Raw genomic sequence first — 23,593 nt, forward strand, 5'->3', positions numbered from 1 at the left:
CTTGCTCATCAGGATGTCTTTGTGTTCATCTGGTAGTAATAGGGTTTCTGCGAAGCATTTGCTAATTGCACTGGGCTGCGGCATTTCGGAATTGCTCCGGCATGCATATAAAACCGTCCTAAACGATGTCGTAAGCCAAAAGCCTCTGCTGAACAATGCTGCTGTGGTAAAAAATGTGCCAAAGCCAAATAAGGATGGATTGTAGGATGCTGGCGATTATCCTCTACCTGATCAAAATGTGTCAGCACGGCGGCAATTAAATACTGCTGTAATTTAATTGCCGTGGGTAAAGCTAAATCTTGCTGTTTGCATAGTAGTTGCCAGCTGGCCGCTATGGTTAGAGGGTGCAATTCCAGCATCGGCTCGTGGTAAGTGGAGCCATCTGTCATTCGCACCCGCTGTTCAGATTGCTGCATTAAGGCTGCCTGAGAAAGGCAGCGCAACGCTATACTGCTTTGCATTTCATCCTGCTGAAATAGCGCCTTGGCTGCATCCTTTAGCACCGCTACCGGAAAGGCGCTATTGCCTTCGCACTGACAGGCCAGCGCCAGTAAGCGCTTGGCTTTATCATCAAGCCACTGCAAAGATAAAGAGAATGTTGCTACTATCCCCACTGCTTTGTTGCCTAAATCCGCCGCTAACAGTGCGGCAATCTGTTCAATTACCGGCAGCACTTGCTGGGAGTCGAAGCCTTCAATCAGCTGTTGATAACTGCTGTGTTTCAGGTATTCCCCCGCTAGCACCAGCGCCAGCGTATGTGCGCCGGTTTGCTGCACCAGTTGCTCGGCCAGAGGTTGTTCAGCTTTCGTAAAATCGCGATAACTGCACAATAAGCGCAATGCAGCAATATGATCTAAAGGCGCTAAGTTCAAAGGCTTAAAACCCGCAAGCTCGCCAGCAAAGCGGGTGGTAATTAGCGTATGGCTGTTGGCCATGGGCGCGGTTAGCCACCTTTGTAATTGGTGGTACGTCTGAGTATTTAGTACCGGCACGTTATCCAGCAGCCATAACACCGGCTGGCTTTGCCATGGCCCTTGCTGTTGTAACTTCTCCCATAGCGGCTGTGCTTCCAGGTATTGCCCGGCGCTATCGCGGTAAAAGCCGCTTTGGCCACCCCAGTCAAGCGCTTCGCGCACGGCATCGGCCCACACCCGGCGCATACTGTTATCATCGACGTGGGCTTCGCTATCTAACGGCGCCAGATTTAACCAGAACACTCCGCCCGGGTATGCCGCATTAAATTTATCGACATAAGCCCTTGCCAGCTCAGTTTTGCCAATACCCGCGATACCGTGGGTTTGTATTGCCACTAAGCGGTTAGTTTGGCTAATTTTAGCCGGATGCAGCAGGCTACGCAGCTGCCACAATTCGCGCAGGCGACCGGTAAAGTGCTTACTGACGGCTTGTGCCTGGCTGCCATAACTGGCTGCTGCAACAGTTTGCTGCTCGTTCGACAAAGGCGTAGTTAGGGTCGCTAATTTCTCTGTTAATTGCGCTGTTAGCGTCGCGTCATGCAAGCTATTGCCTGCTAACAAATTACTGCTTTGCAGCTCACCAGCGCAAATATGATCTGTTGTTAACTCTGGGTTGACTACCCAAATGCGCTGGCTAACATCGCTGCTTTGCGCCCGGGCATATTGCCAACCCAACGTCAGCTCGGCCATGCAATGCTCCGAATCAGCATAATCAGCACTCCACCACACCAATAGCGCTTTGGAATTGGCTATAGCACCGTGCAGCCCCTCTGGAAAGTCAGCCAGAGGGGCAATGTCGGTGGTATCCAAAAAACAGCTGATACCGGCTTGTTCGAGACTGGCAACAGCGGCTTGTACCGCTAAGGCCTGAGAGCGGCGGTAGCTGATAAACAGATCAAAGTTTTCCATTTATTCCGTATCCCCCGCAAATTGCGCTAACAGTTGCATAAGCTGCTCCACAGCAGTGTTTTCCGCGTCAGCGAGGTTGTTTTGCTGAATATGCTGCACATAGGATTTCCCCATAAATTCGGCAGTATCGCGTACCGATTGCCACCAATGTACAGAGCTGACTCTTAGCTTTAGTTCTTGCAACTGTGTGCTGACCTCAGGCAGTGTGAGATGCAGTTGCTGTTGTTGCATGGCTTGCCAGATGGCGGCTTCCAACGGGCCAACATGGTTCCAGAAATCAGCTTCCTGTTCAGCCTGTTGCTGGTAAAGTTGCTGCAATTTTTGCCAGTCATCATCCGTTGGTGCCTCGTGTTTGGCGTCCAGCCAATGTAACCGCAGCTTAGCCAGATAAAGCTGGCTTAGTGGGTAGAAAACATCATTGGCCGTTAGATCGGCTGCTTGTTGATAGGCTGCAACCATTTGTTCTAACGCTGCGGTAAGCTCAGGTGCGGTAGTGGGCTTTGCTGACTGCTGCGCGCGCTTGGTTGGTGTTTTTACAGGCGGTGTCTTGTCTATCAGCATGACCCGCCGTTTCCAGGCTGAGCCCAGCAGGCTGAAGCGTTCAGCTGTCGGCGCCAGATCAATTAACTGTTGTAGTTGCTGCGTGGCGGTTTTCAGGGTTGCTTCGTCGGCGTCTGGCTGGCGCACCTGCAAATTTAATTGCTGCTCGCGCGCGACGAAACTGGCTGAGCCATCGTTAGCATTTACTGCCTCACTAAACCAGTGCCGGGCTTGTTCAGTGTTGCCGAGCGCTTTCCAGCATTGTGCAATCTGCTCTGCAATCAGGCCTTGTTGCAACCAACTTGGGTTGCTACTGCGTAAAATCGTCTGCAGCCGGTTTTGTAATGATTGCTGCCCATCATTACTGACGTAAGCAGTCTGTGCCAGTAACTGCTCTAATGTTAGCAGCAGTTCACGGGTACTGGCGAGCGGAGGCGTCTGGAGGTCATTCGCCTGCTCACTGTCGCTTAGTCGCCAGGCTGGGTCGCCATAGCACTGATATGCAGCCCAGGTGTTGTCCTTAGGGTTGGCATCAAAAGCTGCTTTACGTCCAGCCTGAACCGCCTGAGCAAAGGTCATGTTATTTCGCAATGCCTGGTAAAATTTGCCGGCAAACGCCTCTGCGGCCCGATCCGCCACAGCCCAGGCTGCCACCACCACACAGCGAACGCCGTTCCGGATTAGTTGTTCGCCGACATTGGCTGCAAAATCACGGTAACGGGGCGCGCCATGCTGTTCCGTTTTGCCCAGCTCACAGCAATTTACAAACACCAGCTCTGGTGCATGCGGCATGCTGTCAAATTCCGCTGGACCAAACACGATACCGTTTTGCAAGAGCATGCCGGTTTTACTGCAGAGCGATTCAGCCTCGTCTGACGGACAGTAAAGACCATGACCGGCCAGATGAACAATTTGCCAGTCATGGCTAAAAGCGGCTTTAAAGATGTCGCTGCTGCTACTGTTAAGTAGCAAGTGGGCGCGGCCTGCGAATAAATGCGCCACTTGTTTAGCTTCTTTGGCAGCGGCTGGCAACGGGATCACAGACTCATCAACTAACGGCTCGCCAATCACCAAGATTTTGTCAGATAAACTGGCTGTCGGCTGGCGTCTGAACTCACGCAGTCGGAGTTTACGCAACATACTGCTACCAAATGCCTGCACGTTACCACGTTCAATGTGACTGCGTTGTTCGGCACCTTCAACAAGCAACTCCCACGGGATCCAGGCGGTATTATCATCCAGTTCCAGCACTAGTTCGCTGCTGGCACGCAAGCTGGTTTTCAGTTCATGTGGCAGAATTAGCTGGAACAGAGCCCGCGCTAATGTCTGGTCAAAGTAACCACTTATTTCAGCGCTGCGCAGCAGCTCGCGAATTTGCGGTACCTGAATTTCTTTGTAATATAGTTCGGAGCGGGCGCGTCGGGTAAACAGGGCGTACTCCAGCAACAAATAACACGCCATGGTTGTGTTGCTGGAGTTGGCGACAGTGGGTTGATGGTATAGTGGGCGGGCGCAAATCCGCAGTAAATCATATTTCACACTACGATAATGCCCCTCTACCGGCTGCGAAATGCCATTTTGACCGTTTTGTAACTGTGTGGTTAGTTCCAGCGGTAGTGCCTGATTTAAGGTGACCCAGTCATGTAGCGTATGCCAGGCCTCCAGAGCCCTGTTATGAAATTGTTCAATAATCAATAGCTTGCTAACATGCGCGACTGGCCTGTGTTGCCGCTGCACTGCCAGCTGTCGCAGTTTTTCATTGGCATCCAGCACGCCTTGCACCAACGCCTGTACCGACTGGCTTACCGCCAGAATGCCGCCACTGCCTAAAATGGTAACCGCCAGTTCCACCTGTGTGGTCTGCCGTTCCTGCTGCAAGCAGTAACCGATTACACCGGCCTGCACTGTTCGCCGGATCACCGCCGGAGTAAGTTCACCTTCATCGCCAAGTCCCACCACTATCGCCGCTACCGGCTTCGGATATGCGAGTTGGTTTGCCGGGTTTTGCCGGCGGTTGACAAAAATCTGGTACTGCCCTGGCATTACCGGGTACACACCAGACTGCAGTGCCAACTGTAAATCACCACCCAGTAGCTGATCCACCGCTCGTTCAGAGCCAGTAATCTGCAGTGAATTCTGGTGACCTAACAACAGTGGCTGGCGTACAAAACGCAAATCGTCGTTGCGTACGGTCAGTTGCATTGGCGGTAGCTGGGGGCCTGAACGACTGGCAATAGTGCTATCGATAAATAAGGCCTGCATCACCGTCGCTTCATCCAGCGGGTAACTAATGGATGTTGTATCGGCATAGGCTCTGGTTTTAGTTGGTAACAATGCTTTGTCGCCATCGCCACGTCGCTCTGGCAAGTAAAACGGCTGCAAACCTGCCGACTGGATGGTGTTGCCTACCAACCACTGCTGGCAAGCCGCTATTACGTATTTATCATTAGCTAATGCACCATGCACTTGTGGACTGAGCCAGGTTTGTATACCTTCGATCACAGAGTCCTGCCAGCACACCCGGCCATCGCCTTCCTGGCTATATTGGTATTGCACTGCCCCTAAATCATTGACGACAAACCCTGCGGGCGTTTCCGGGCTGCTGCCAAGAATTATACTTATTTTATCGTGGTATTCCTGCAATACCGGCAACTGGGCATTAAGTTGATGGCGCAGCAAACTGGCCTGTTGCAGCGTGTTCTCGCTCGGGATGGCCCACAAATGCTTTTTCGAAACCCGGCTAAACCAAGGGCTGCTATCCTGAGCAACAAGTTGATCTGCGTCGGCTAACTGACGCCAGTAGGCCTGTTGTGCCATGGGCTGCTGCGGGTCATGTAAACCTGCCTGTAACTGCAGCAAACCAGTAAATTCTGCAATCAGTTTACGGCTTTCAAGCGTCTGCAAGTCGCCATTTATCCGGCACAGCATATTGGCAAAGGGGTCATCGCCAGTCAGCATAGTCATTGGTGCCCAGGAACCGTTATTAGGAGGCCCCAGTAACACGACCCGGGTATTAGGCCGGTTCAGCCAGCGTTGCCATAACTCAGGTTGCTTAATTTGTAGTACCCGAAACACCAGGGAGCCCATCGAATGCGCCACCAGATGAATAGCGGTGTTGGGCCGGTGTGTCAGTTGTTGCTGCAGCACCGCCGCAAGGGCTTTAGCACTGTCTTCAAGCGAGCGACGCCAGTCGTAACTGAATGGCACCACTTCATACTGCAAGGCTAGTTGCTCTAGCAGTGTTTGATAATAGGTTTCCAGCATGCCGTCTGCTTCGATGTTGTCATTATCTTGCAGACTAATTCGATCCAGCATGCCAAAAGCCCGGTGCAATGCCAGCCACTCGCGTCGTCCAGCTTTTTGCAGATGACTGCCAGCGATACCTGGCAGCACCAGCACCAACGGCCTTGCCGCATTACCCAAATCGTTGGCAGCTAATATATTGGGGCTAAAACCGGATTTGTCGCTGGTACGCACGCCGCTGGCATTTTGGCCCTGATAAGACAGCGGGCCTACCGGTAGAAAACCGGACGGCCGTTGTTGCGTTAAGGCGTCGGTAATAGCACTGGCCGTGCTTAGATTACTAAAATAACTAAAATGGTCGGTTTTGCCGCTGCTTTCCAGTATAAAACTGGCATCGTGGCGCAGCACGCCACCATACATGGCGCTGGTCTGTACCACCAAGTCGTTGTCTGTTCGGTAAAAGCTGTCGGCCAGAAGGGTTTTGATCCAGGATACCAGCGAGTCGCCGGCAATATCGCCCGCCACCACACGTAACTGGCTATCACAGCCATCGTTAAGGGGGGCATTTACCCAACGAATTATTGCGCTTTGCGCGCGCATCGCTTCAATGCCAGTCAGGCTGCCTGGATCGGTACGTTCACGCGCCACGGCTTTGGTAAAGTCCAGCAGGCCGGGCAATAACGGGATCTTTGCCCGCTTGGCCAGCCAGTTCAACACACTAAGGTACGCATCCAGCCGGTCTGACGCCAGCAAAGTACCGTGCGCCGGGCAGGCCACCCGCACCAGTCGCTCAATACGAATGTCTTTGTCTTTTAGCAGCTTGACCAGGTCGGTAAGTTCTTGCTTATGTTGTGAGTATGCGGCGTCCTGAAAATAGAAGGATATTTCATCTTCAAACAGCTGTTTGTCGGCTGCTAACATTAAAGCCCGCAATAAACACTCCGCTATCAACCCGCCGCGGGAATGGGTTACCAGATGCAAGGCTGCGCGCTTGGGTAGGGCTTTTGCCAGCGTCAGGGCGTTGTATAGTGGGCTTTTTAGCACAGTGGCATGATCAAGCGCATAGACCTGATTGTGATAGTAATCAAAGAGCTGTTGGATCTGCTGCTGATGCTGCCACCAGCCAGTAAAGCCCGCTTTGGTATTGCTAAAGGTGCCATGAATAAACACCAGCTGCGGATTACTGACAGCGTCTAGTTGACAAGTGGTACCGGGCTTCAGATCCGGAATAGCTTGTTTTGATAGGCGATACACACCTTCATTAACCTTGCTGTCAATACGCGCGCCAATTGCTGCTGCGGTATATTTAACGGCTTTTTTCTTCAGCCCCAGCAACTCCAACGTGTCAATCAGCAAATCACTGATAAAACCTCGCTGCGCACCGTCCTGGCTGCGCCACTGTGCGTGGGTCGGTACCTGCACCGTACCATCTGCGGCTAATGTGCCACCTTGCTGGCTTAGCAACAAATCCCGGGCATGCTCCGGATGCAACCATAAATCAAACGGCTGGCCGCTGTGATCTTTTAAGATCAGGTGTACTAAGTCATTGCCGGTTTCAGCGCTAAGCACCCGGGTGCTGCTCATGGCTCGCTTTTCGCCGCCGGCGAGTTTGACGCTGCGTATCTGATAGTCAGCATCGGGCTGCGCTACGGCGCCTTGTGAAGTAGTACGAACTGCAAATCGAATGGTGGTTTGACTGGTCATCCTTTTGCTCCATGCGGTCAGGACTGCTCGCTCTGCGATTAGGTTTTATTGGTTATTTTGCAAATAAGCGGTAATGCGAGCTTTTACCAGATCAAGTGTAGCTGCTACTTGTAATTCTTGTTCGCGTTCTGTGATCAAATTGCTTGCATAAGGCTGACACGCTGAACAATTTAACTCTGTATAAATAGTTGGTTTAATGCCGCGACAACTTGCTTCCAGGCCTTTTCCGGGTTATGCCAGTCTTGAATTGCTTGCAGCTGTGCTTGTTCATTCTTTGGCAAGAACTGCAATTCCGCAGCAAAAGTAGCCAGATCCGGGTTACTACCGGGTGGAAAAATCAGCCAGTCTTCATAGCAACACTCTCGAATTAACACTGGGACAATCGATAGTTTGCGCTGCTGGTGCAACTGCATTAACAATGGCGCTTCAACGTCCTGAATATAGCTGGATGCCAACAGCGACTGACTTACCAGCAAGATAGCCACATCGGCTTCTGCCAGTTTTTGCCGGATGGTTTGATCCCAAAAATCACCGGCGTTAATCATATTGTCGTGCCAGATTTCTATCTTCTCAGCCCGTATCAAATTACTTAAAAACTTTTGTAAAACATGACGCTGCTTGATGTCGTCATGAGAATAGGAAATAAACACTTTCAGCCGTTTTTTTGGCTTGTTGAGCATAAAGGGAGCAAACTGACTTGCTGGCAATTGCACCGATATCTCCGCATCATCGCTGCTTTGTGCCGCAACCGTGGTTTGCTGCTCGTCCAGCCGGGCTAAATCGGTCACTTTTACAAAGTACTGGCCATTAACAGATAGTCGCAAATCATTGGGTGGGTTTAAATAAATTTGTCGATAAAGCCAAGGTAGTTCAGGACTGAACGGTTTTGCCTTGTTGGGCAATGGATCCAACTCGCGGTAATGCCCATACTGCCTGCACAACTCATGATGGTTTTGACAATAATCGTCCAGAGGATCTACTGAATAGTCATGGTAAAGTCCCATCAGTACATAATAGAGGTAGCTGAGATGCTGTTGATACTGTTTGGCGTCATTGTTTTGCAAGTAAACTTTAATCTGTAGTTTTGGCGAAAACTCCAACTTTATAAGAACTTTGCTGCTGGCTTCGAGCGTAAATAAGATTTGATCACGCCAGAATTTTTTACGATCTGGCATCTGACCAAAGAAGCACACTAACTGGTTAATTAAACCCAGTGGCACAAAATGTTCAAACCAAAGTATTAGCGCTGGGCGAGCCAATAGACCAAAGGTGGCGAGCTGGTAATCTGGGCTGCTTTCGTTAATCAATGATAGGTAGTTTGGCACTATATACTCTGGTTGATTGCCATCGTCACCGCCAAAGGGGTGTAAAAAAATGACTTTTTCTTTCTGTAGGATTGCTAGTACATCTGGATCGATCTTTTCATTAGCAAAGAGTTCTTTAGTGATAATACCTTTAGATTGTTTCAGGTGTGATTTAGTCAAAACCTTCTCGTGAACATACTCTACAAAAGCCATCGGGTTTTGCCACACTTTCTTCGAGTTAATATGGGGATAGTAGAGTACCAATCCTTGGCGGTGCAGCTGGGTTAACGCGGTTTCTAATAGCTTGTGCTCGGCCAGACTAGCGCGAGGGGCACGGTAATGTTTTAATAACTCATCTGTTTCTGTAGCTTGGTAGTAGTCGCTAAGTTTCTTTGTTTGATGTGTAGCTAAAATTCTGGCTAAAAAAGCCTCGTACCACGCGGCTTGCTCAATCGTTGTTTGATGCTGGTAGATCACTTTATTAAGCTGTGCTCTAAAGTAGGCCAAAGCTGAGGTATTCAGGTTGTGATTGAGATCATCTATTGAGTTTGCTGAAGCCAAATTTTCATTGCTCTTATTTACTGCTTTTAGCGATAAATGATGCTGGCTGTAGATATGAGAACTGACTGTAAGCTCAGAATCATCCCGCTCGATGTAGGTCTGCACTAATATTAATTCCGATGCACTAACATCCGGATTAGAAGCACTATCTGGAGTGATAGAGAAAATGGTGGGTTGAAAGTGTCGTATACACCCTAGCCAATAAACGCGGTTAAATAACAGGTTATTTTCAGAGTTGCTGTCAGGCACACAATGATTTCGGTCTTGCTGCTTGTTCCAGACCAAACAGCAAATACCGTCTTGACCCATAAACACACGATAAATGCCATGATAATAATCTTGCCCGCCGAAGTCATAAATCATAGCAGCAGGAAGTTTGTGCTTTTGCTTACGCTCTTCTTTTTGGTCTGCTCCAGCATAAGGGTGAACCTGCAAAATGTGGGTAGAGCCGGCATATTTTACGTTTGGGTCTATTTCACATAGTAAGGTAGTTTTCCCTGCTGCATGATTGCCTAGTAGCATTACTTTTGCTGGAAGACGGATTGGGGTTTGAGATTGAATAGATCCTTGCTGGTATAAAAAAGCTTCAAGTATCGGTAGGCTGTTTTCAAGTTTTTCTAGCTGTAAATTGTAACGTTTTTGAAGCGGGTTTCCGTAAAGATATAGCTTATTAAAATAAGGAAACTCTTTATTAAGTGTCTGCAACGGTCCTATTTCAACAATTGAACACTCCTCGGCCTTAAGTGTAATTAGGTGGACAAGGTGATCAATACCATTCAAACTTTGCAGTGCTTGACAGTTACTCACGTCAAGCTGTGTAAGTTTGGTCATGTGCAGGAACACATCAAGGCTTTTGAGAGCATCACAGCCACTAACTGCTAATTGAGAAAGATCAGTTAGGTGTTGTAGTTTGTCCAAGCTTGTTAGACCGTGACATGAATTAATACTTAATTCAGTTAGCTTTGTCAGGTGCTGTAGCCCGTCCAAGCTTTTTAGGGCAATAGCGCCACTGATATCTAACTGGGTGAGCTGGGTCAGGTGTCTCACCTCCTCGAGGTTATTCAGTGCTCTACAGTGACTAACGGATAAATGGGTGATTTTAGTCAGGTGTTTTAGCCCATCGACGCTTATAAGGGCATCACATTCTCTTATAACCAGTTGGGTTAGCTGTGTCAGATTTTCCAGCCTTTCCAGGCTTTTAAGAGCATTGCAGCGACTAATATCTAAATGGGTGAGTTGGGTCAGGTATTGCAGCCCGTCTAGGCTATTTAGCACAAAGAAACCACTGACATCCAAATGTGTCAGCTGACTCAAATGTTTCAGCCTGTCCAAGTCTTTTACGGCGTGACTGTAGCTGATATTTAAATGGGTGAGTTGAGTCATGTTTTGTAGCACTTCTACGTTTTTTAACGCACCACAACGACTGACAGCTAATTTGAATAGCTGGGTCAGATATTGTAATCCGTCAAGACTTTCTAGCGTATCTGAACCGCTGACCGCCAATTGGGTTAGTTTTTTAAGTTGTTGGAGCTCGACTAGGCTATGCAGGGCATGACAGTTACAGACAGCCAATTTGGTTAAGTGGGTCAAGTGTTGCACCCCGTCCAGGCTTTTAAGTGACCTACTGGCATTGACTTCCAACTGGGTAAGTTCTGACAAGTGCTGTAGTCCTTTCAGACTTTCTAAAGCACCACAGTCACTAACATCTAATTTTAACAGCTGGGTTAAATGTTTAAGCCGATCTAGACTTTTTAGAGTGCCACAACATCTTAAGGCTAAGTGGGTCAGCTGAGTCAAGTGTTGCAGCAAGTCTAAGTTTTGCAGCGCAGGGCAGTAACTAATGTCCAAATGGTTGAGCTGAGTTAGGTACTGTAGGCCACCGAGGTTTTGCAAACCGCGGCAGTAACTTATATCTAAATGGCGGAGGTTATGTTTCATTCCATCAAGGTTTTGCAAGGACTGGCATCGACTTACATCTAACTTAGTAAGCTTTGTAAGGAACTTCAGCTCATCGAGGCTTTGTAGAGCGTAGCAGCCACTCACTTTCAACTCAGTAAGTTGCGTAAATGCTTCTATACTACTTAAGTCGGTTAATGCGCCGCAATTCGATAAATCCAAGCTCGATATTTGGTCGGCTAATAGCACAAGATCTTTTGGAAGCTGGCGCAGACGCAGTTTACTTAAATTTAGAGAAGTGGCACCAGTATCCAAAGCTTGCTTAATGAGTAGTCGCGCTTGGTGGAACGCGCCTGGGTGCTGAAATGCTGCCATCCGTAGAGCCGATTCATTATTTTAGAAACTATAGTCCGTGATGGTTGACTGTCAACCGTGACAGTTCCTAAATTATATTCTTAGGGAAAATATGCAGGTATTTATAGCGCTATAACGGATTTCACCAAAAGCTAATCAGGGGCACAGTCGCTAACGCCATCCCCTGCATATTCTGCTGACGCAGGCCTTTTAGTTGCTGGCAGATAAGTTGTTGATAGGGTGAAAATGCAGGGGTGATTTCGATATGCTGCAGGCGCTGCTGATATTTAAGTTGCTTATCATTCAGCATGGCGGGGCTGGCGTGTTGGGTAAACTCGTTAATGGCAGGCAGTAACATACTTTGGCATTGCAGGCTTAGTGCGATGCTGAGCCCGGCTAAATCGGCGTCACCAAAGTAAATGCTGGGTTTTCCGGTATTATTCCAGGCTGAAGATAATGCCTTAGCGCCACTGCTGTACTGAGTGTCACCACGATAGATTATCAGCGGTTGTTGATACGGCAGCTCAATGCTAAAACTTTCCAGCTGATAAAAACAATCGAGGTTTTCGACTACCAGCAGCGCATCAAACTGCGCCAGTGGCAGTTGCTGCCAGTCAATATCAATAATATCCGCTGCTATACCGATGCGGGTATCTACAGTCGTACTCAGTTTTAGCAACACCCGGTTTTGACGCGGTTGCTGGCCAATACTTTTTAGTTCTTGCTGGCTGATGGTGGCATTGCTTAGCCGGCTGTTCTGGTTTAAATCATCCAGAAAACAGGCTTGTTGCAAGTTGCGTTGCACATTGGCAATGTCTTTTAGCAGTGCCAGGCTAAACGTATAATGCGGCAGGTTAAGGCTATTGCCTGGCACTAATTCATGCTCAATACACCAGGCCAGTACCTGCTGTACTGCTTTAACACTGGTTTTCACCCGCTCGCTGCCACTGGCATTCAGCCGCTGCTGCAGTTGCTGCAACCAATGCAGAGTTTTTGCGCTTAGCGGCGGGTAATTCATCAGGCAGCTTTTACAATAAGGCTGAGGCTGATATCCCGAATAAGCAGTAGCTGGTTCATGCTGCTGGCGGGGGCTTCGTCGCGCAGTATCGCGAACATCTGCTTTTCATCCTGCGGCAGCGCCTGATATTCCGCGATGATCTGATACAGCCAGATCTCGCTGTCCCACTCAAGTGCCTGCTGCTCAAGATACTCCAGGGCACTGAGTTTGCCGCCCTGGTCAATCACCCTGAGATAGAAGTTCTCGACATCGGTTTTCAGCGCCTGCTGGCGGGCGGCAATTTCGTCATCTACCATCACACTGCTAAAGCTGGCACTTCCGGTATCCGGCAAGGTTACCGGCTGATAGCGCGGCAGGGCGCGGACCAGTTCGGCCAGGCTTTGCCGATCGCTGGCGTTATCCAGGGCAATGGCGGCCTGCGGCACTATGCTGGCCGCCTGATTAAACAGCGCTGGCAGCTCAGAGCGGTTCGGATAGTCGGCTGGCTGGTATTTCGGATGCTGGCGTAAGAACGCCGCCATATTGGCAATCAGCATCGAGCGGGCCTGCTGCTGGCGGAATTTCGCCAGCAGCTCCACTAAACGTTTTTGTACTTCCAGCAAGCTGCTATGGTGCGAGCTAAGCTGGTTCTGCAGCTGGCTAACCAGCAACTTACGCAGGTGGTTATTGCCTTCCGATAATTCAATTAACTCGTTAAAGTCGAGTAAATCCAGGCCATCGAGTAAGCGGCGCAGTTGTTTTTGTGCCCGTTCGTTTTCGCGGATTTTATCATCCAGGCTGGCGACAAAACCAAAGTCGCTGTTTAACCGGTGCCATAAGCTGTCGATAGCTTCTTCAAACTGGCCGCTTAAATCGTGCACATGCTCAGTTAAGCGCTGCAGCTGCAGCTCGGCCACACTGTAATCGCCTTTATACTGGGCGTCGCGGTAGGCCTGCACCCGGTTACGGATTTGCTCCAGCTTTTCTGCCACGTCGGCGTTAATCTGCCGGCGGTTTTCATCGGCTACCATACTGGCAATCAGCTCACTGACCAATGGCCTTAGTGCCAGCGGTTGCTGTTCGTCTGGCCGCCATAAAATACGCGCGGCAATCAGTTTTTTTAACGCGCTTTCGCTAAAAGCTGTTTCATCAATAAAGCCGTCCAGATAACCCTGCATCAGTGCTTTATGGTGCTTGCCCAATAGCGCCAAGCGATCGCTACCGATATTAAACAGGTTAGAGGCAATACCGCTATCTGTTGGCGCCATCAGAGTAACGCCTCCTGGCTTGGGGTGTCATCTACCGGCAAATGCTCTTCGTCGCGGATAAAGCGAATAACATCAATTAAATAGTCAATTTTACCGGTTACCACATAATACTGGCGGTCGTGGTGCGGCTGCAGCAGGTAGCCGTGCTCTTTTAAGCGGCGGAAAATCAGTTTTACCTGGTTGTCCAGCTGCTCGCTCTGGCTGTTAAAAAAGCGGTCGCTGGCCAGCTGATTTAGGCGTTGGCGCAGGCTCTGGTTATCTTCGGTACGCAGCACAAATTCCTGCAGCTTGATGGTATCGCCGGCCGTTAAAGCGCTGTCGCGGCCCAGGGTTTCCTGTACCAGTTGCAGCCATTCCAACAATGGCAACAAGGATTGCACCGTTAGTGAGAACTGGCTGCTTAGTTGCTCGCGGGCGGCTTTATTCAGATCAAAGTAGCCGAGGAAAAATACGGTATTGTCGTCATTGCTGACCAGGCGCCGGTTCAGCGGCCGCAGGTAGTGGTTAATGTCCTGCTGGGTTTGCTGATTGCTTAAATGGCGAAAGGCATCTTCGTCGCTTACCTGGCAAATAAAATCGCCCGCCAGCAGGCGCTCGAGTAAAGGTCCGTGTTGTAACATCAGCTTGCCTCCTGCTGTTTACTGGCCAGGCGCTCGGCCAGCCGGCTTACTTTCGGTTGAATGCGTTTTAAGCGGCGCTTACTGGGCTCGTGCTGATCCGGCTCTATTAAATAGCGATGACTGAACAGCATTAACACATCAGACTCCGGGTTAGGGAAGGCGCCGACAATCACAATATTATTGCTGCTGCAGGCGGCAAACAGTTTTTCGACGTTGTGATAGGCCAGGGTACCAATTTCGTCTATTGGCCAGTGAATAGCTACCTTGGCATCGCCACGCAGCAAGCGGGTAAAGGCCAGTAAGTATTTACATAAAATCAGGTACGCCATACCATGGCTGGACGACTCCAGTAACTGGCGGTCGTTCTTAATAACCAGCTCCGAGCCGCCTTCGCTTAAATGCAGCTCAAGGCGTAGTAGGGACTCAATGCTGTACTGCTCATCGGAGCGCAGCAATTCCACCACGTCTGCCAGCGCATTCAGATACTGTTCGGATGGCAGCGCTTTGCCCGAATTGCCCCAGTCATCATACAGTTTGGCGAAGTGCTTCAGCGGCTGCCAGAAACCCAGCTCGTCAATGGTCGATAAAATCCGTACTTCGGAGCGGCTGATCCCTTCCAGCACTAAATCATCGGCCACGGCTTCACTTAAGCGGCGGCTTTGCTGGGCGATACGGCGGTTAATATCGCTGAATACGGTAAAGAATTTTTTCAGATCGCCGCCGATGTTCTCACCCATCTCCAGCAATTGCTGCTGGGCGTCTTTTAAAATTTGCAGCAGGTTTTGCAAAATAGGCAGTTGCTGGCGCTCGCCGGCATATTCAGCCAGTTTGCGCTTTTCATGCTCCAGCCGGTCTAAAAATTCCGGGCCGGCATCTTTACTGAGCACACTTTCAAACTGACCCACCGCCTGCTTTAACGCACTGTCGGCTTTGCCGCGCTGCTCTAACGCTTCATTGGCGCGGGCCAGGCGTTCGACTAAATCAGCAGAACCACTGACATTTGCGGGGCTAATACTCGCCAGATGTAATTCCTGCAGCTTTTGCAGTGCCGGTTTTATCTGATTCAGCAGTTGCTCGGCCTGGCTCATCAGCTCTTGCTGGCTGCGCTTTTGCTCATCCAGCTTTTTGGCATTGGCGCTGTAATCGGCTTTTTGCTGCTCCAGTGCTTGCTTCACGCTGCGTTGTTGTTGTTTCAGGCCGGTTTCCCGCTCCAGCAGCTGCGGCCGCAGTTGTTGCCAGTCGAGCTTAATAAACTGCTGCCAGGCAGTCAGTTGATCCTGGCGGGCTTCTACCGCTTTAATGGCGGTTTTCAGCTGCTCCTGCTTTTGCTTCAATTCGGTCAGCCGCCGCGGATCGATACCTTTGGCCGACAGCTCTTCACTGAACGCCTGCTGCAATTCTTTGATCTGGTTTTTATTATCATCACGTTTGTGTTCCAGCTGCCGTTCCAGCTCGTCGATTTGCTCATCAAACACCTGCAGCTCGGCCTGCCAATCGGCTTTTAACTCCATTTTCTGGCTGTTGTGGTCGCTTTGCAGTGCCTGAATATCTTGCTGCTGTTGCTGCTGCAGTTTTTCCAGCTGTTGTTGCTGGGCCGTCAGCTCGCTTTTTACCTTGCTCTGACGCTGGGCGGTTAGTTCGCGTTGCTGAGCCTGCAAGCGGTTGCGGGCATCGCGGGCGTAGTCAATATTTTGCTCATACTGGGTCAGCTGCCACTGCGCCTGCTCCAGTTGCGTGCGGCACAGCTCGGCTTGCTCATGACGCTCTTTCAGGACTTTCTCAGCCTGTAGTTTGCCGGCAGTGGTTTGCTCTAACTGTTGCTCAGCGGTCTGAATACGATGGCGAATGGCCGCTTCGTCCTGGGCGTAGTCAGGGGTGTCAATGGCGGTCAGCTCTAACTGCAGGCCATACAGATTGTCGCTAAGCTCGGCTAAATGCGGCTGTAAGTCCTGCCGCTCCAGTAAGCGCTCGTCCAGCACCTTGCCTAATTTTTGCTCCCAGCCGCTGTAATGCAACCGTAAAAAGTGGCGCAGGCTGCCATGCTCGGGCGTCAGCTGGCGGTGCAGTTGTTGTAGTTGCTGCTCGCTCTGGTGCAAGGCTTTACGGCTGCTTTCCAGCTCGGTATCGGCCTGGTCGCGGGCTGTGCGGGCTTGCTGATATTGTTGCTGCAGCTGCTGCAACTGGCGGGCTTGCTGTTGCGCCTGTTGCTGGGCCTGCTCTAAGCGCAGGTCCGCGCTGCGCAGCTCGTCATGTTCTGTTTCGCTTAGCATCGGTGCCTGTAACTGGCTATTAAGTACCGCAATACTGCTGCTAAGCGCCGTTAACTGACCGGCAAATTGCTGCTGGGCCTGCTGCAGACGCTGGCCAAAGGCCTGCTCCAGCGCGGCCAGCTTGTTGTCTTGTTGCTCACGGGTGGCATCTTTTTGCTGTTGCAGCTGGCGGGCTTTAGCGCGATGTTGCTCGCTTAAGCGGTTAAAGGCTTCAGCCAGCTTTATTTTGCGCTGCTCTAACTGCCGCTCTAAATCGCCATGTTGCTCTACCATTAGCTGGTATTGCTCGGCCGCTTCCTGCAGGCTCTCCCGCCACAGCGGCAGGGCATCGGTATCCCGTTGCAGTTTTGGCATATCCTGGCTGTCAAAATCGTCAAAGCGCTGCTGCAGCTGATCAAGCCGGGCACTGGTTTCATGTAAATCAGCTTCGGTTTTTGCCAACTGGCCGTTCAGCTCCAGCTGCTGCTGGTTGAATTGCTCTTTAATGCTTTGCAACTGGCCGCGCAGGGTGTTCACCTGCTGCTCGGCATCGGCCTTACGTTGTTTCTGGCTTTGTTCATCCTGCAGCAGCAGCGGTAATAGTCCGGCTAACTGGGCTTCGGCGCCATCGAGTTGTTGGGCCAGCTGTTTTAAACGCTCAAAATCCTGCTGTAGTTTATCCAGGCGCATCGACTGGCGCATTTGTTGGATCCAGTCGCGGGCCTTGGTGTTTTTCACTTTGGTAGTCGGCAGGGTAACGCCGTCTTCTTCAAAAATGGCCGCAAGCATCGCTTTTAGCGTATCCATTTTGCCTTCTTTGGCATGCACAGCACTGACCAGTTTTTCAATATGGCGCAGCTTATGGCCGCTGCTGACTAAACTAAAACTGGCTGCCAGCCGGCGCAATTTCACGCTGTCGGCATTGTTGCCTCTAAGCGCGGCCGCATCGTTCTGAATAATACTGCGATATTCGCTGGTGGCACTTATTTTCGCCGATACCTGTACGTCCGGCCGGGCGCGCATATTGGCAGCCCAGTCGCTGTAACTCAGCGCTTTTACACCATCGTCATTTTCAATTAAATAGAATTCGCTCTGGTAAGGCGCGGCCACAAAGCGGTATTCCACCCCGCCATCGCTTTTACGGGTCAGCACTACTTGACAGAGGGCACCGCCTTCACGCTGGTATTCGTAAATCAGGTAACTGTTGCTATAAGGCAGGTAAAACTCGTCAAACTTTTTGCGGGTTTTCGGTACCACCCGGTTTGGCTGTTCACCGTAAAATACCGGCACCAGCCGTTGCAGGGTGGTTTTACCTGAGGCGTTGGTGCCGCAAATATTAGTGTGCTGATCCAGTTGTAATTCCACCACCCCGGGCAGGTGGGTGTGAATAAGCACAATACGAAGTAGTTGAGACATAGCGCATCCTGTCGGCGGCGCACAATTTAAGCGCCGCAGTCAATATTTTAATGCGGCTTATTATCCATGGAATGGCAGCAAATGCCAGTTTCAAATAAGTCAGCCGGCTGATTAACCCAGGGCTGGAGACTTAGGGCTATTCTGCTGCTGATACGGCCTTTATCGTGACGCTGCCGGAGCTGATATTTTGTAGCTGTTGGCCAAACTCTGCCACAGCCGCAATTGGCAGGCTGATGGTCAGCACTACCTGCTGGCTGTAGACTGTTGCCAGTAGCTCGCCGCTATGTTGGCTAATTAACTGGCGTGTGCGGGTTTCAAAAGCAAAATCCAGTACTACCTTAAGCTGCACCTGTGGCTCTACTTGCACCGTTTGCGCTAGCGCCGCGGCTTGCGATACCGCGGCAGAATAGGCCCGCACCAGGCCGCCGGCGCCTAACTTTACCCCGCCAAAATAGCGCACTACCACTGCCAGGCTGTTACCCAGTTCCTGCTCTGTCAGTACATGCAGCATCGGTTTACCGGCGGTGCCAGAGGGCTCGCCATCGTCGCTAAAGGCCTGGGTTTCAGGCTGGCGGGTATTGCCAATAATATAAGCCCAGCAGACATGGTTGGCATCGGGATACTGTTTGCGGTAATGGTTTAGCCACACCAGCGCCTCATCGCGGTTTTTAACCGGCTGTAGAAAGCTCAGAAAGTCACTGTTTTTCTCGGTCAGGCAATGCTCAACGGGCGCGGCGAGTTCGGTATAGGGGCTCAATGCTAAAATAGTCTTTTTTAGAAAAAATGCCGGCTGATTATAACGAAAAAGCCGGCAGTTAGGGAAACTGCCGGCGTTACTCCGCTAACTGCCTGCATAAGCGGTTTTATTTCTGCTTTATATACTCAATAGCGCGTTCCAGTTGCTCGTCACGGCCTGCCGCTATACCGGCGATGGTCGGTTTTACCTCAATATCGGGCACTATGCCAACTTGCTGGGTAGGCGTGCCGTCAAGGTAAAACACCCCTAAACCAGATAAAGCAGTCCGATGACCACCGGGCAATGGTATAAACGAAACATTACCATCTGCACCTGCCGTGGTGCTGCCAATTACTTTTGCCTTAGGTGCGCCGCGAAACGCCATAGTGGTATATTCCGACTGGCTGATACTTTGTTCGTTAACCAAAATAGCCACTTTACCTTTATAGTAATCCGGGTTATCGCTGCCAACCTGGATTGGCTCACTCCAGTTAAACTGCCCCGGGTTATCGGGCTGCATACGGGTAAATTTAACGAATGAATACGGCTGTGGATAGAGGTGACGGCCCAGATTAAAGACCAGAAATTGGGATGGGTAAGCGCGAATATCAATAACAAGCCCTGTGGTACCGGCCAGTTGCTGCATCATATCTTCAACGTCGACACCTTTCATTTTATCAACCCGGATATAGCCAATATTGTCTGGCAAGATCTGATACGCGGTGTCGCCAAAGTTGTAATATTCATACTGACGTTGCAGTGAGCTGCGCTCAACCAGGGGTACCGTTAGCTGCATGGCCTGACCGGCCCGTTCGATATCTAATGCCAATTGCTCTGCGTTATCACGCAGCAAGTCCCAGGCAAACTGGCGGTAGCGGGTGGGCTCATTGGAGGCTGCCGCCAGCGGCCTCAGATAAGCCAGGCGATCCGCTACCGGCTTGCCGCCGATATGGGTAATAATATCTCCGATCTGCAAAGCGGTGTCTTGATCATAGACCAGCCGGATAACGGGCTTGTCCTCAATAAACCGCACCTCTGCCGGTACTATATTGCGGCCAATATAATCGGTTAGCGCAGTATTGTTCCGGTTTGGCCCGAACTGAGTATGGGTGTCCTCAATAGCCGAGACTAGCGTAGCCAATGCCAATTGATAACGGGTATCGTCTGGCGCCGCAATAACCTCTGCAACAGCGCTATTCAGCACCTGCTGCCAAGGCTGTTCGGTTAAATCACGATAAGGCGAGTAATAATTAATAATATTCCACAGCCGGAATACTGTCAGTAACCGATAGCCGCTATCTTCATGGCCAACTTCTGCGTAGGGCTTTTCATTAAAGACCGGGTTGCCTATGCCCCTTGCAGGGCTTACCCAAAAATGCCGGTCCGGTAACTCAGCAGCATAAACTTTAGCCAGGGTGGTATTTAGCTCTGGCGATAACTGCCAGGCTAACCAGTGTTGCTCAGGGTGGGCGAGCGCAGCGTCTTTGCTGTCTTTGCAGTTTTTGCAGCCGTTAAGCTCGCCCAGGCCATTAATCCACTTAACCAACAACTGGTCGCGTGCTTTGGCATCGGCTTTTAACACTTCAGGGATTAACTTAAAAAGCTCGGCATCCATACTGATATTGCCAGCAGCAGACTCTGGGTGATAATACTTAATAAAGCCCCAAACTTTGGCCAGTGCGACAAGGTTAGTGTGTTGCTGTTGGCTAAGGGCTGTCAGGCTAATGCCGGAATCCGGCTCAAACTCATGAGGTGCTGCGGCGATGAGAGGTTTGGCCTTTGGTGCTTTTGCAATATCTACACCATCCAGTGTCAGCTTAAGGTCGGCAAAATAGGCCTGACCAGTACCACTTAACAAAGCCCCGAACACTAAGCTATCAACACCCGCTGGCACATCAAGCGACAGTTGCACTTGTTGCCAGTCTTGGTTACCGGTTAGCCAGCGCCCGGCCATATTGTCAAACGCAACCATATCCTTACCATTATGTAATCTTAACCAAAACCCGGCGCCATCTCCTGTCAGTTGCTCGGTTTTGATCCAACCACTTAAGGTAACTTGTTGGCCATCATAGCCAAAAGGCATACGTTGCGCAGCTGAGGTAAAGTTAGCTTCGCTAGTGCTGGTTCTGTTTAAGCGCAAGCTTTGCCCTGAACCGGTTGGATGGTCCTCACTGATATTGTCAGGTTCGCTGCCCTGAATATACCAATGCTCTGGCGCTCCATCTTTACTCTGAGAGAAATCCATATTCTGTGGGGCGGCTTGCGCGGTTAAGCAAATAGCCCAGAGCAACAGGCTGGTAATAAATCCTTTCATTTTGTTTCCCTTGTTGTTTTTATTATAGAGATAACTGTAAATTAAATGGGTGTCAATTGTTTATTAAGTAACAGGTACTAAACGATTGCCAAGCCGGGCGATTAGATATAAGTCCTTGGCAACTAGAGAGTTATGATGTTTACGCCCTTTTTCAGTCAATAACTGCAGTTATTTTGTGACAATGATCGTTGTGTAACAAAAAGCCGGCAGAGTGGGGATCTGCCGGCTTTACTCAGCTAACTGTCTGCATAGGCGGTTTTATTTCTGCTTTATATACTTAATAGCGCGTTCCAGTTGCTCGTCACGGCCGGCTGCGATGCCGGCTATGGTCGGTTTTACCTCAATATCCGGCACGATACCTATTCGCTGGGTTGGGGTGCCATCCGGGTAGAATATGCCGATACCGGATATATGGGTCCAGTGACCACCGGGCAGCATAATACCGGAGACATTACCATCGGCACCTGCCGTGGTACTACCTATTACTTTGGCTTTTGGGGCGCCGCGAAACGCCATGGTGGTGTATTCCGCACTGCTTTGCGTTTGCTCGTTGATCAGAATGGCAATTTTACCTGTGTAGTAGTCTGGATTGTTGTTGCCCACAATTATTGGGCCATCCCAGTTAAATTGGCCCGGGTTGTCAGCCTGCATAACGGTATATTTAGCGAATGGGTAAGGATTCGGATACAGATAGCTGCCCAGCGTAAAAGCTACAAATTCTGACGGAGTTTCACGAATGTCAATAATCAGGCCTTTAGTATCATTAAGTTGCTGCATCATCTGCTCAAGATCAACACCTTTTATTTTATCCAGCCGGATATAACCAATATTATCCGGCAGCTGCTTATAAGGGTCATCGCTCGCCGGGGTATACAAAAATTGCCGTTTGAAAGAGTCGTATTCTATCAGTGGCACCTCAACATTTAATGATTTACCAGCACGGTTAATGCCTAAAGTGAGTTGCTGCTTATTATTGCGCAACAAAGAATCTGCCCACTGGCGCTGTAAAGTCGGGCCATTTGAGGCGGCGACTATCGGCTTAATTCTTGCCAGGTACTCCGCGATATCTTTGCCATCAATATGAGTAATAATATCGCCAATCTGTAACGGCAGGTCTGGCTGATACAATAGCCCAATGACTGGTTTGTCCTCTACATAGCGAACTTCTACCGGGACTATGTTGCGACCCAGGTAGTTAGCAATTGCTGTATTTTTTCGGTTTGGCCAGAACTGGCTATGGCTATCATGGATATCTGAGATTAACGTCATCAGCGCCAGTTGATATTGGGTGTCATCAGGTGCAGCGATAACGTTTGCAATTGCCTCATCAAGCACCTGTTGCCACGGTTGCTCGGTTAAATCACGGTATGGTGAGTAGTAGTGAACTATATTCCATAGCCTAAACACGCTTAGTAAACGATAACCAGAATCCAAATAGCCGATGTCAGCATAAGGCTTTTCATTAAACATCGGGTTACCTTGTGCTGAACGCTTTACCCAATAGTGCCGGGCTGGTAACTCAGCAGCGTAGACTTTGGCGAGGGTGGCATTTAGTTCTGGCGATAACTGCCAGGCTAACCAGTGTTGGTCGGGGTGAGCCAGTGCAGCATCGGTAGTGTCTTTGCACTTTTTGCATGGAGTAAGCTCGCCCAGATCATTTATCCACTTTACTAGCAGCTGGTCGCGCTTTTTGGCATCTACTGTCAGCACTTCAGGAATTAATTTAAACAGCTCAGCATCCATACTGATATTGCCCGCAGCAGACTCTGGGTGATAATACTTAATAAAGCCCCATACTTTGGCCAGTGCGGCTAAGTTGCGTTGTTCTGTTTGGCTGAGTGTTTTCAGGCGAATGCCAGAGTCTTGTTCAAATTTATGGGGTAATGCTGCCGGATAGACCACTCGCTCTCTTGCAGGTGCCTGCGCAATCGGTTTACCGTCTATGGTCAGGCTAAGCTTTGTATACTCGCTGCTTCCGGTACCCACTTGCAACAGGCCAAAATATAAGTATTCTGTATCAGGGTCCAGTTCAGCGCTCAGTGTATATTGCTGCCAGTCATTGCTGCCATTAATTGCATTTAACTCCATATCGGTGTAGTGAATTGTGTCGTCGTTTTCTGACGCCTGAGCAAGCCAGAAACCGGCGAAACCATCAGCGCTAACCTCAGTTGTTTTTATATATCCGCTAAGCATTATGCTTTTTCCACCATAGGGAAATTTAATATGCTGGTGGATGTCGGCAAATGCGCCGGCGGTAGTACTTTTGCGACTGATTTTCATTGCAGTGGCGTTATCAAGCGACGCTACTTTACTAAAGGTTGGCGGCTCTGTCCCCGCAATCTGCCAATGGGCTGGCTGGTTTTCAGATATTTCTGAAAAATCCATATTCTGTGGGGTGGCCAGGCTGGCAAAGCTGCAGCCCAATAGCCCTAAACTGAACAGAAGTCCTTTCATACTGGTTCCTTCATTGTTTTTATAATAGTGATAGCTGTAAACGTTATGAGATTT

10 protein-coding genes are annotated in these 23,593 nt (G+C 50.0%); all 10 read right to left on the minus strand.

Annotated features, from left to right (window positions below; translation table 11 throughout):
* Positions 1-8: 8 nt before the first annotated feature.
* The 10 genes from KG631_RS08875 to KG631_RS08920 all read right to left on the minus strand — a co-directional run bounded on the left by KG631_RS08875 (position 9) and on the right by KG631_RS08920 (position 23,539).
* Positions 9-1,883, minus strand: a complete 1,875-nt coding sequence (locus tag KG631_RS08875) for a toll/interleukin-1 receptor domain-containing protein (protein ID WP_213998596.1) — start codon at positions 1,881-1,883, stop codon at positions 9-11.
* Positions 1,884-7,370 carry a CHAT domain-containing protein gene (locus tag KG631_RS08880; RefSeq protein ID WP_213998598.1) on the minus strand — a complete coding sequence of 1,829 codons (5,487 nt, stop codon included), beginning with the start codon at positions 7,368-7,370 and terminating at the stop codon, positions 1,884-1,886.
* A 170-nt stretch (positions 7,371-7,540) separates the two neighbouring features.
* A complete protein-coding gene (locus tag KG631_RS08885; protein WP_213998601.1) occupies positions 7,541-11,506 on the minus strand; it encodes a leucine-rich repeat protein in 3,966 nt (1,321 codons plus the stop codon).
* 121 nt (positions 11,507-11,627) lie between these two features.
* Positions 11,628-12,503 (minus strand): Wadjet anti-phage system protein JetD domain-containing protein, encoded by an 876-nt coding sequence (locus KG631_RS08890; RefSeq protein ID WP_213998606.1) that lies wholly within the window; start codon positions 12,501-12,503, stop codon positions 11,628-11,630.
* Complete coding sequence (locus tag KG631_RS08895) at positions 12,503-13,750, minus strand: hypothetical protein (RefSeq protein WP_213998609.1); 1,248 nt, start codon at positions 13,748-13,750, stop codon at positions 12,503-12,505. Before KG631_RS08895 ends, KG631_RS08890 begins: the two co-directional genes overlap by 1 nt.
* The gene (locus tag KG631_RS08900; RefSeq protein WP_213998610.1) at positions 13,750-14,370 is read right to left on the minus strand and encodes a hypothetical protein; all 621 of its coding nucleotides are present in this window, start codon (positions 14,368-14,370) and stop codon (positions 13,750-13,752) included. Before KG631_RS08900 ends, KG631_RS08895 begins: the two co-directional genes overlap by 1 nt.
* Positions 14,370-18,035 (minus strand): ATP-binding protein, encoded by a 3,666-nt coding sequence (locus tag KG631_RS08905; RefSeq protein ID WP_213998612.1) that lies wholly within the window; start codon positions 18,033-18,035, stop codon positions 14,370-14,372. The genes KG631_RS08900 and KG631_RS08905 overlap by 1 nt, the downstream gene beginning before the upstream one ends.
* Before the next feature lie 136 nt (positions 18,036-18,171).
* The gene (locus tag KG631_RS08910) at positions 18,172-18,792 is read right to left on the minus strand and encodes a YigZ family protein (RefSeq protein WP_213998617.1); all 621 of its coding nucleotides are present in this window, start codon (positions 18,790-18,792) and stop codon (positions 18,172-18,174) included.
* A 106-nt stretch (positions 18,793-18,898) separates the two neighbouring features.
* Positions 18,899-21,085, minus strand: a complete 2,187-nt coding sequence (locus tag KG631_RS08915; RefSeq protein ID WP_213998620.1) for a S41 family peptidase — start codon at positions 21,083-21,085, stop codon at positions 18,899-18,901.
* 258 nt (positions 21,086-21,343) lie between these two features.
* On the minus strand, positions 21,344-23,539 hold the full coding sequence (locus KG631_RS08920) for a S41 family peptidase (protein ID WP_213998622.1): 2,196 nt from the start codon (positions 23,537-23,539) through the stop codon (positions 21,344-21,346).
* Between the last annotated feature and the right edge of the window lie 54 nt (positions 23,540-23,593).

The sequence above is a fragment of the Arsukibacterium sp. genome (genome assembly GCF_018402695.1).
Taxonomy (GTDB): Bacteria; Pseudomonadota; Gammaproteobacteria; order Enterobacterales; family Alteromonadaceae; genus Alishewanella.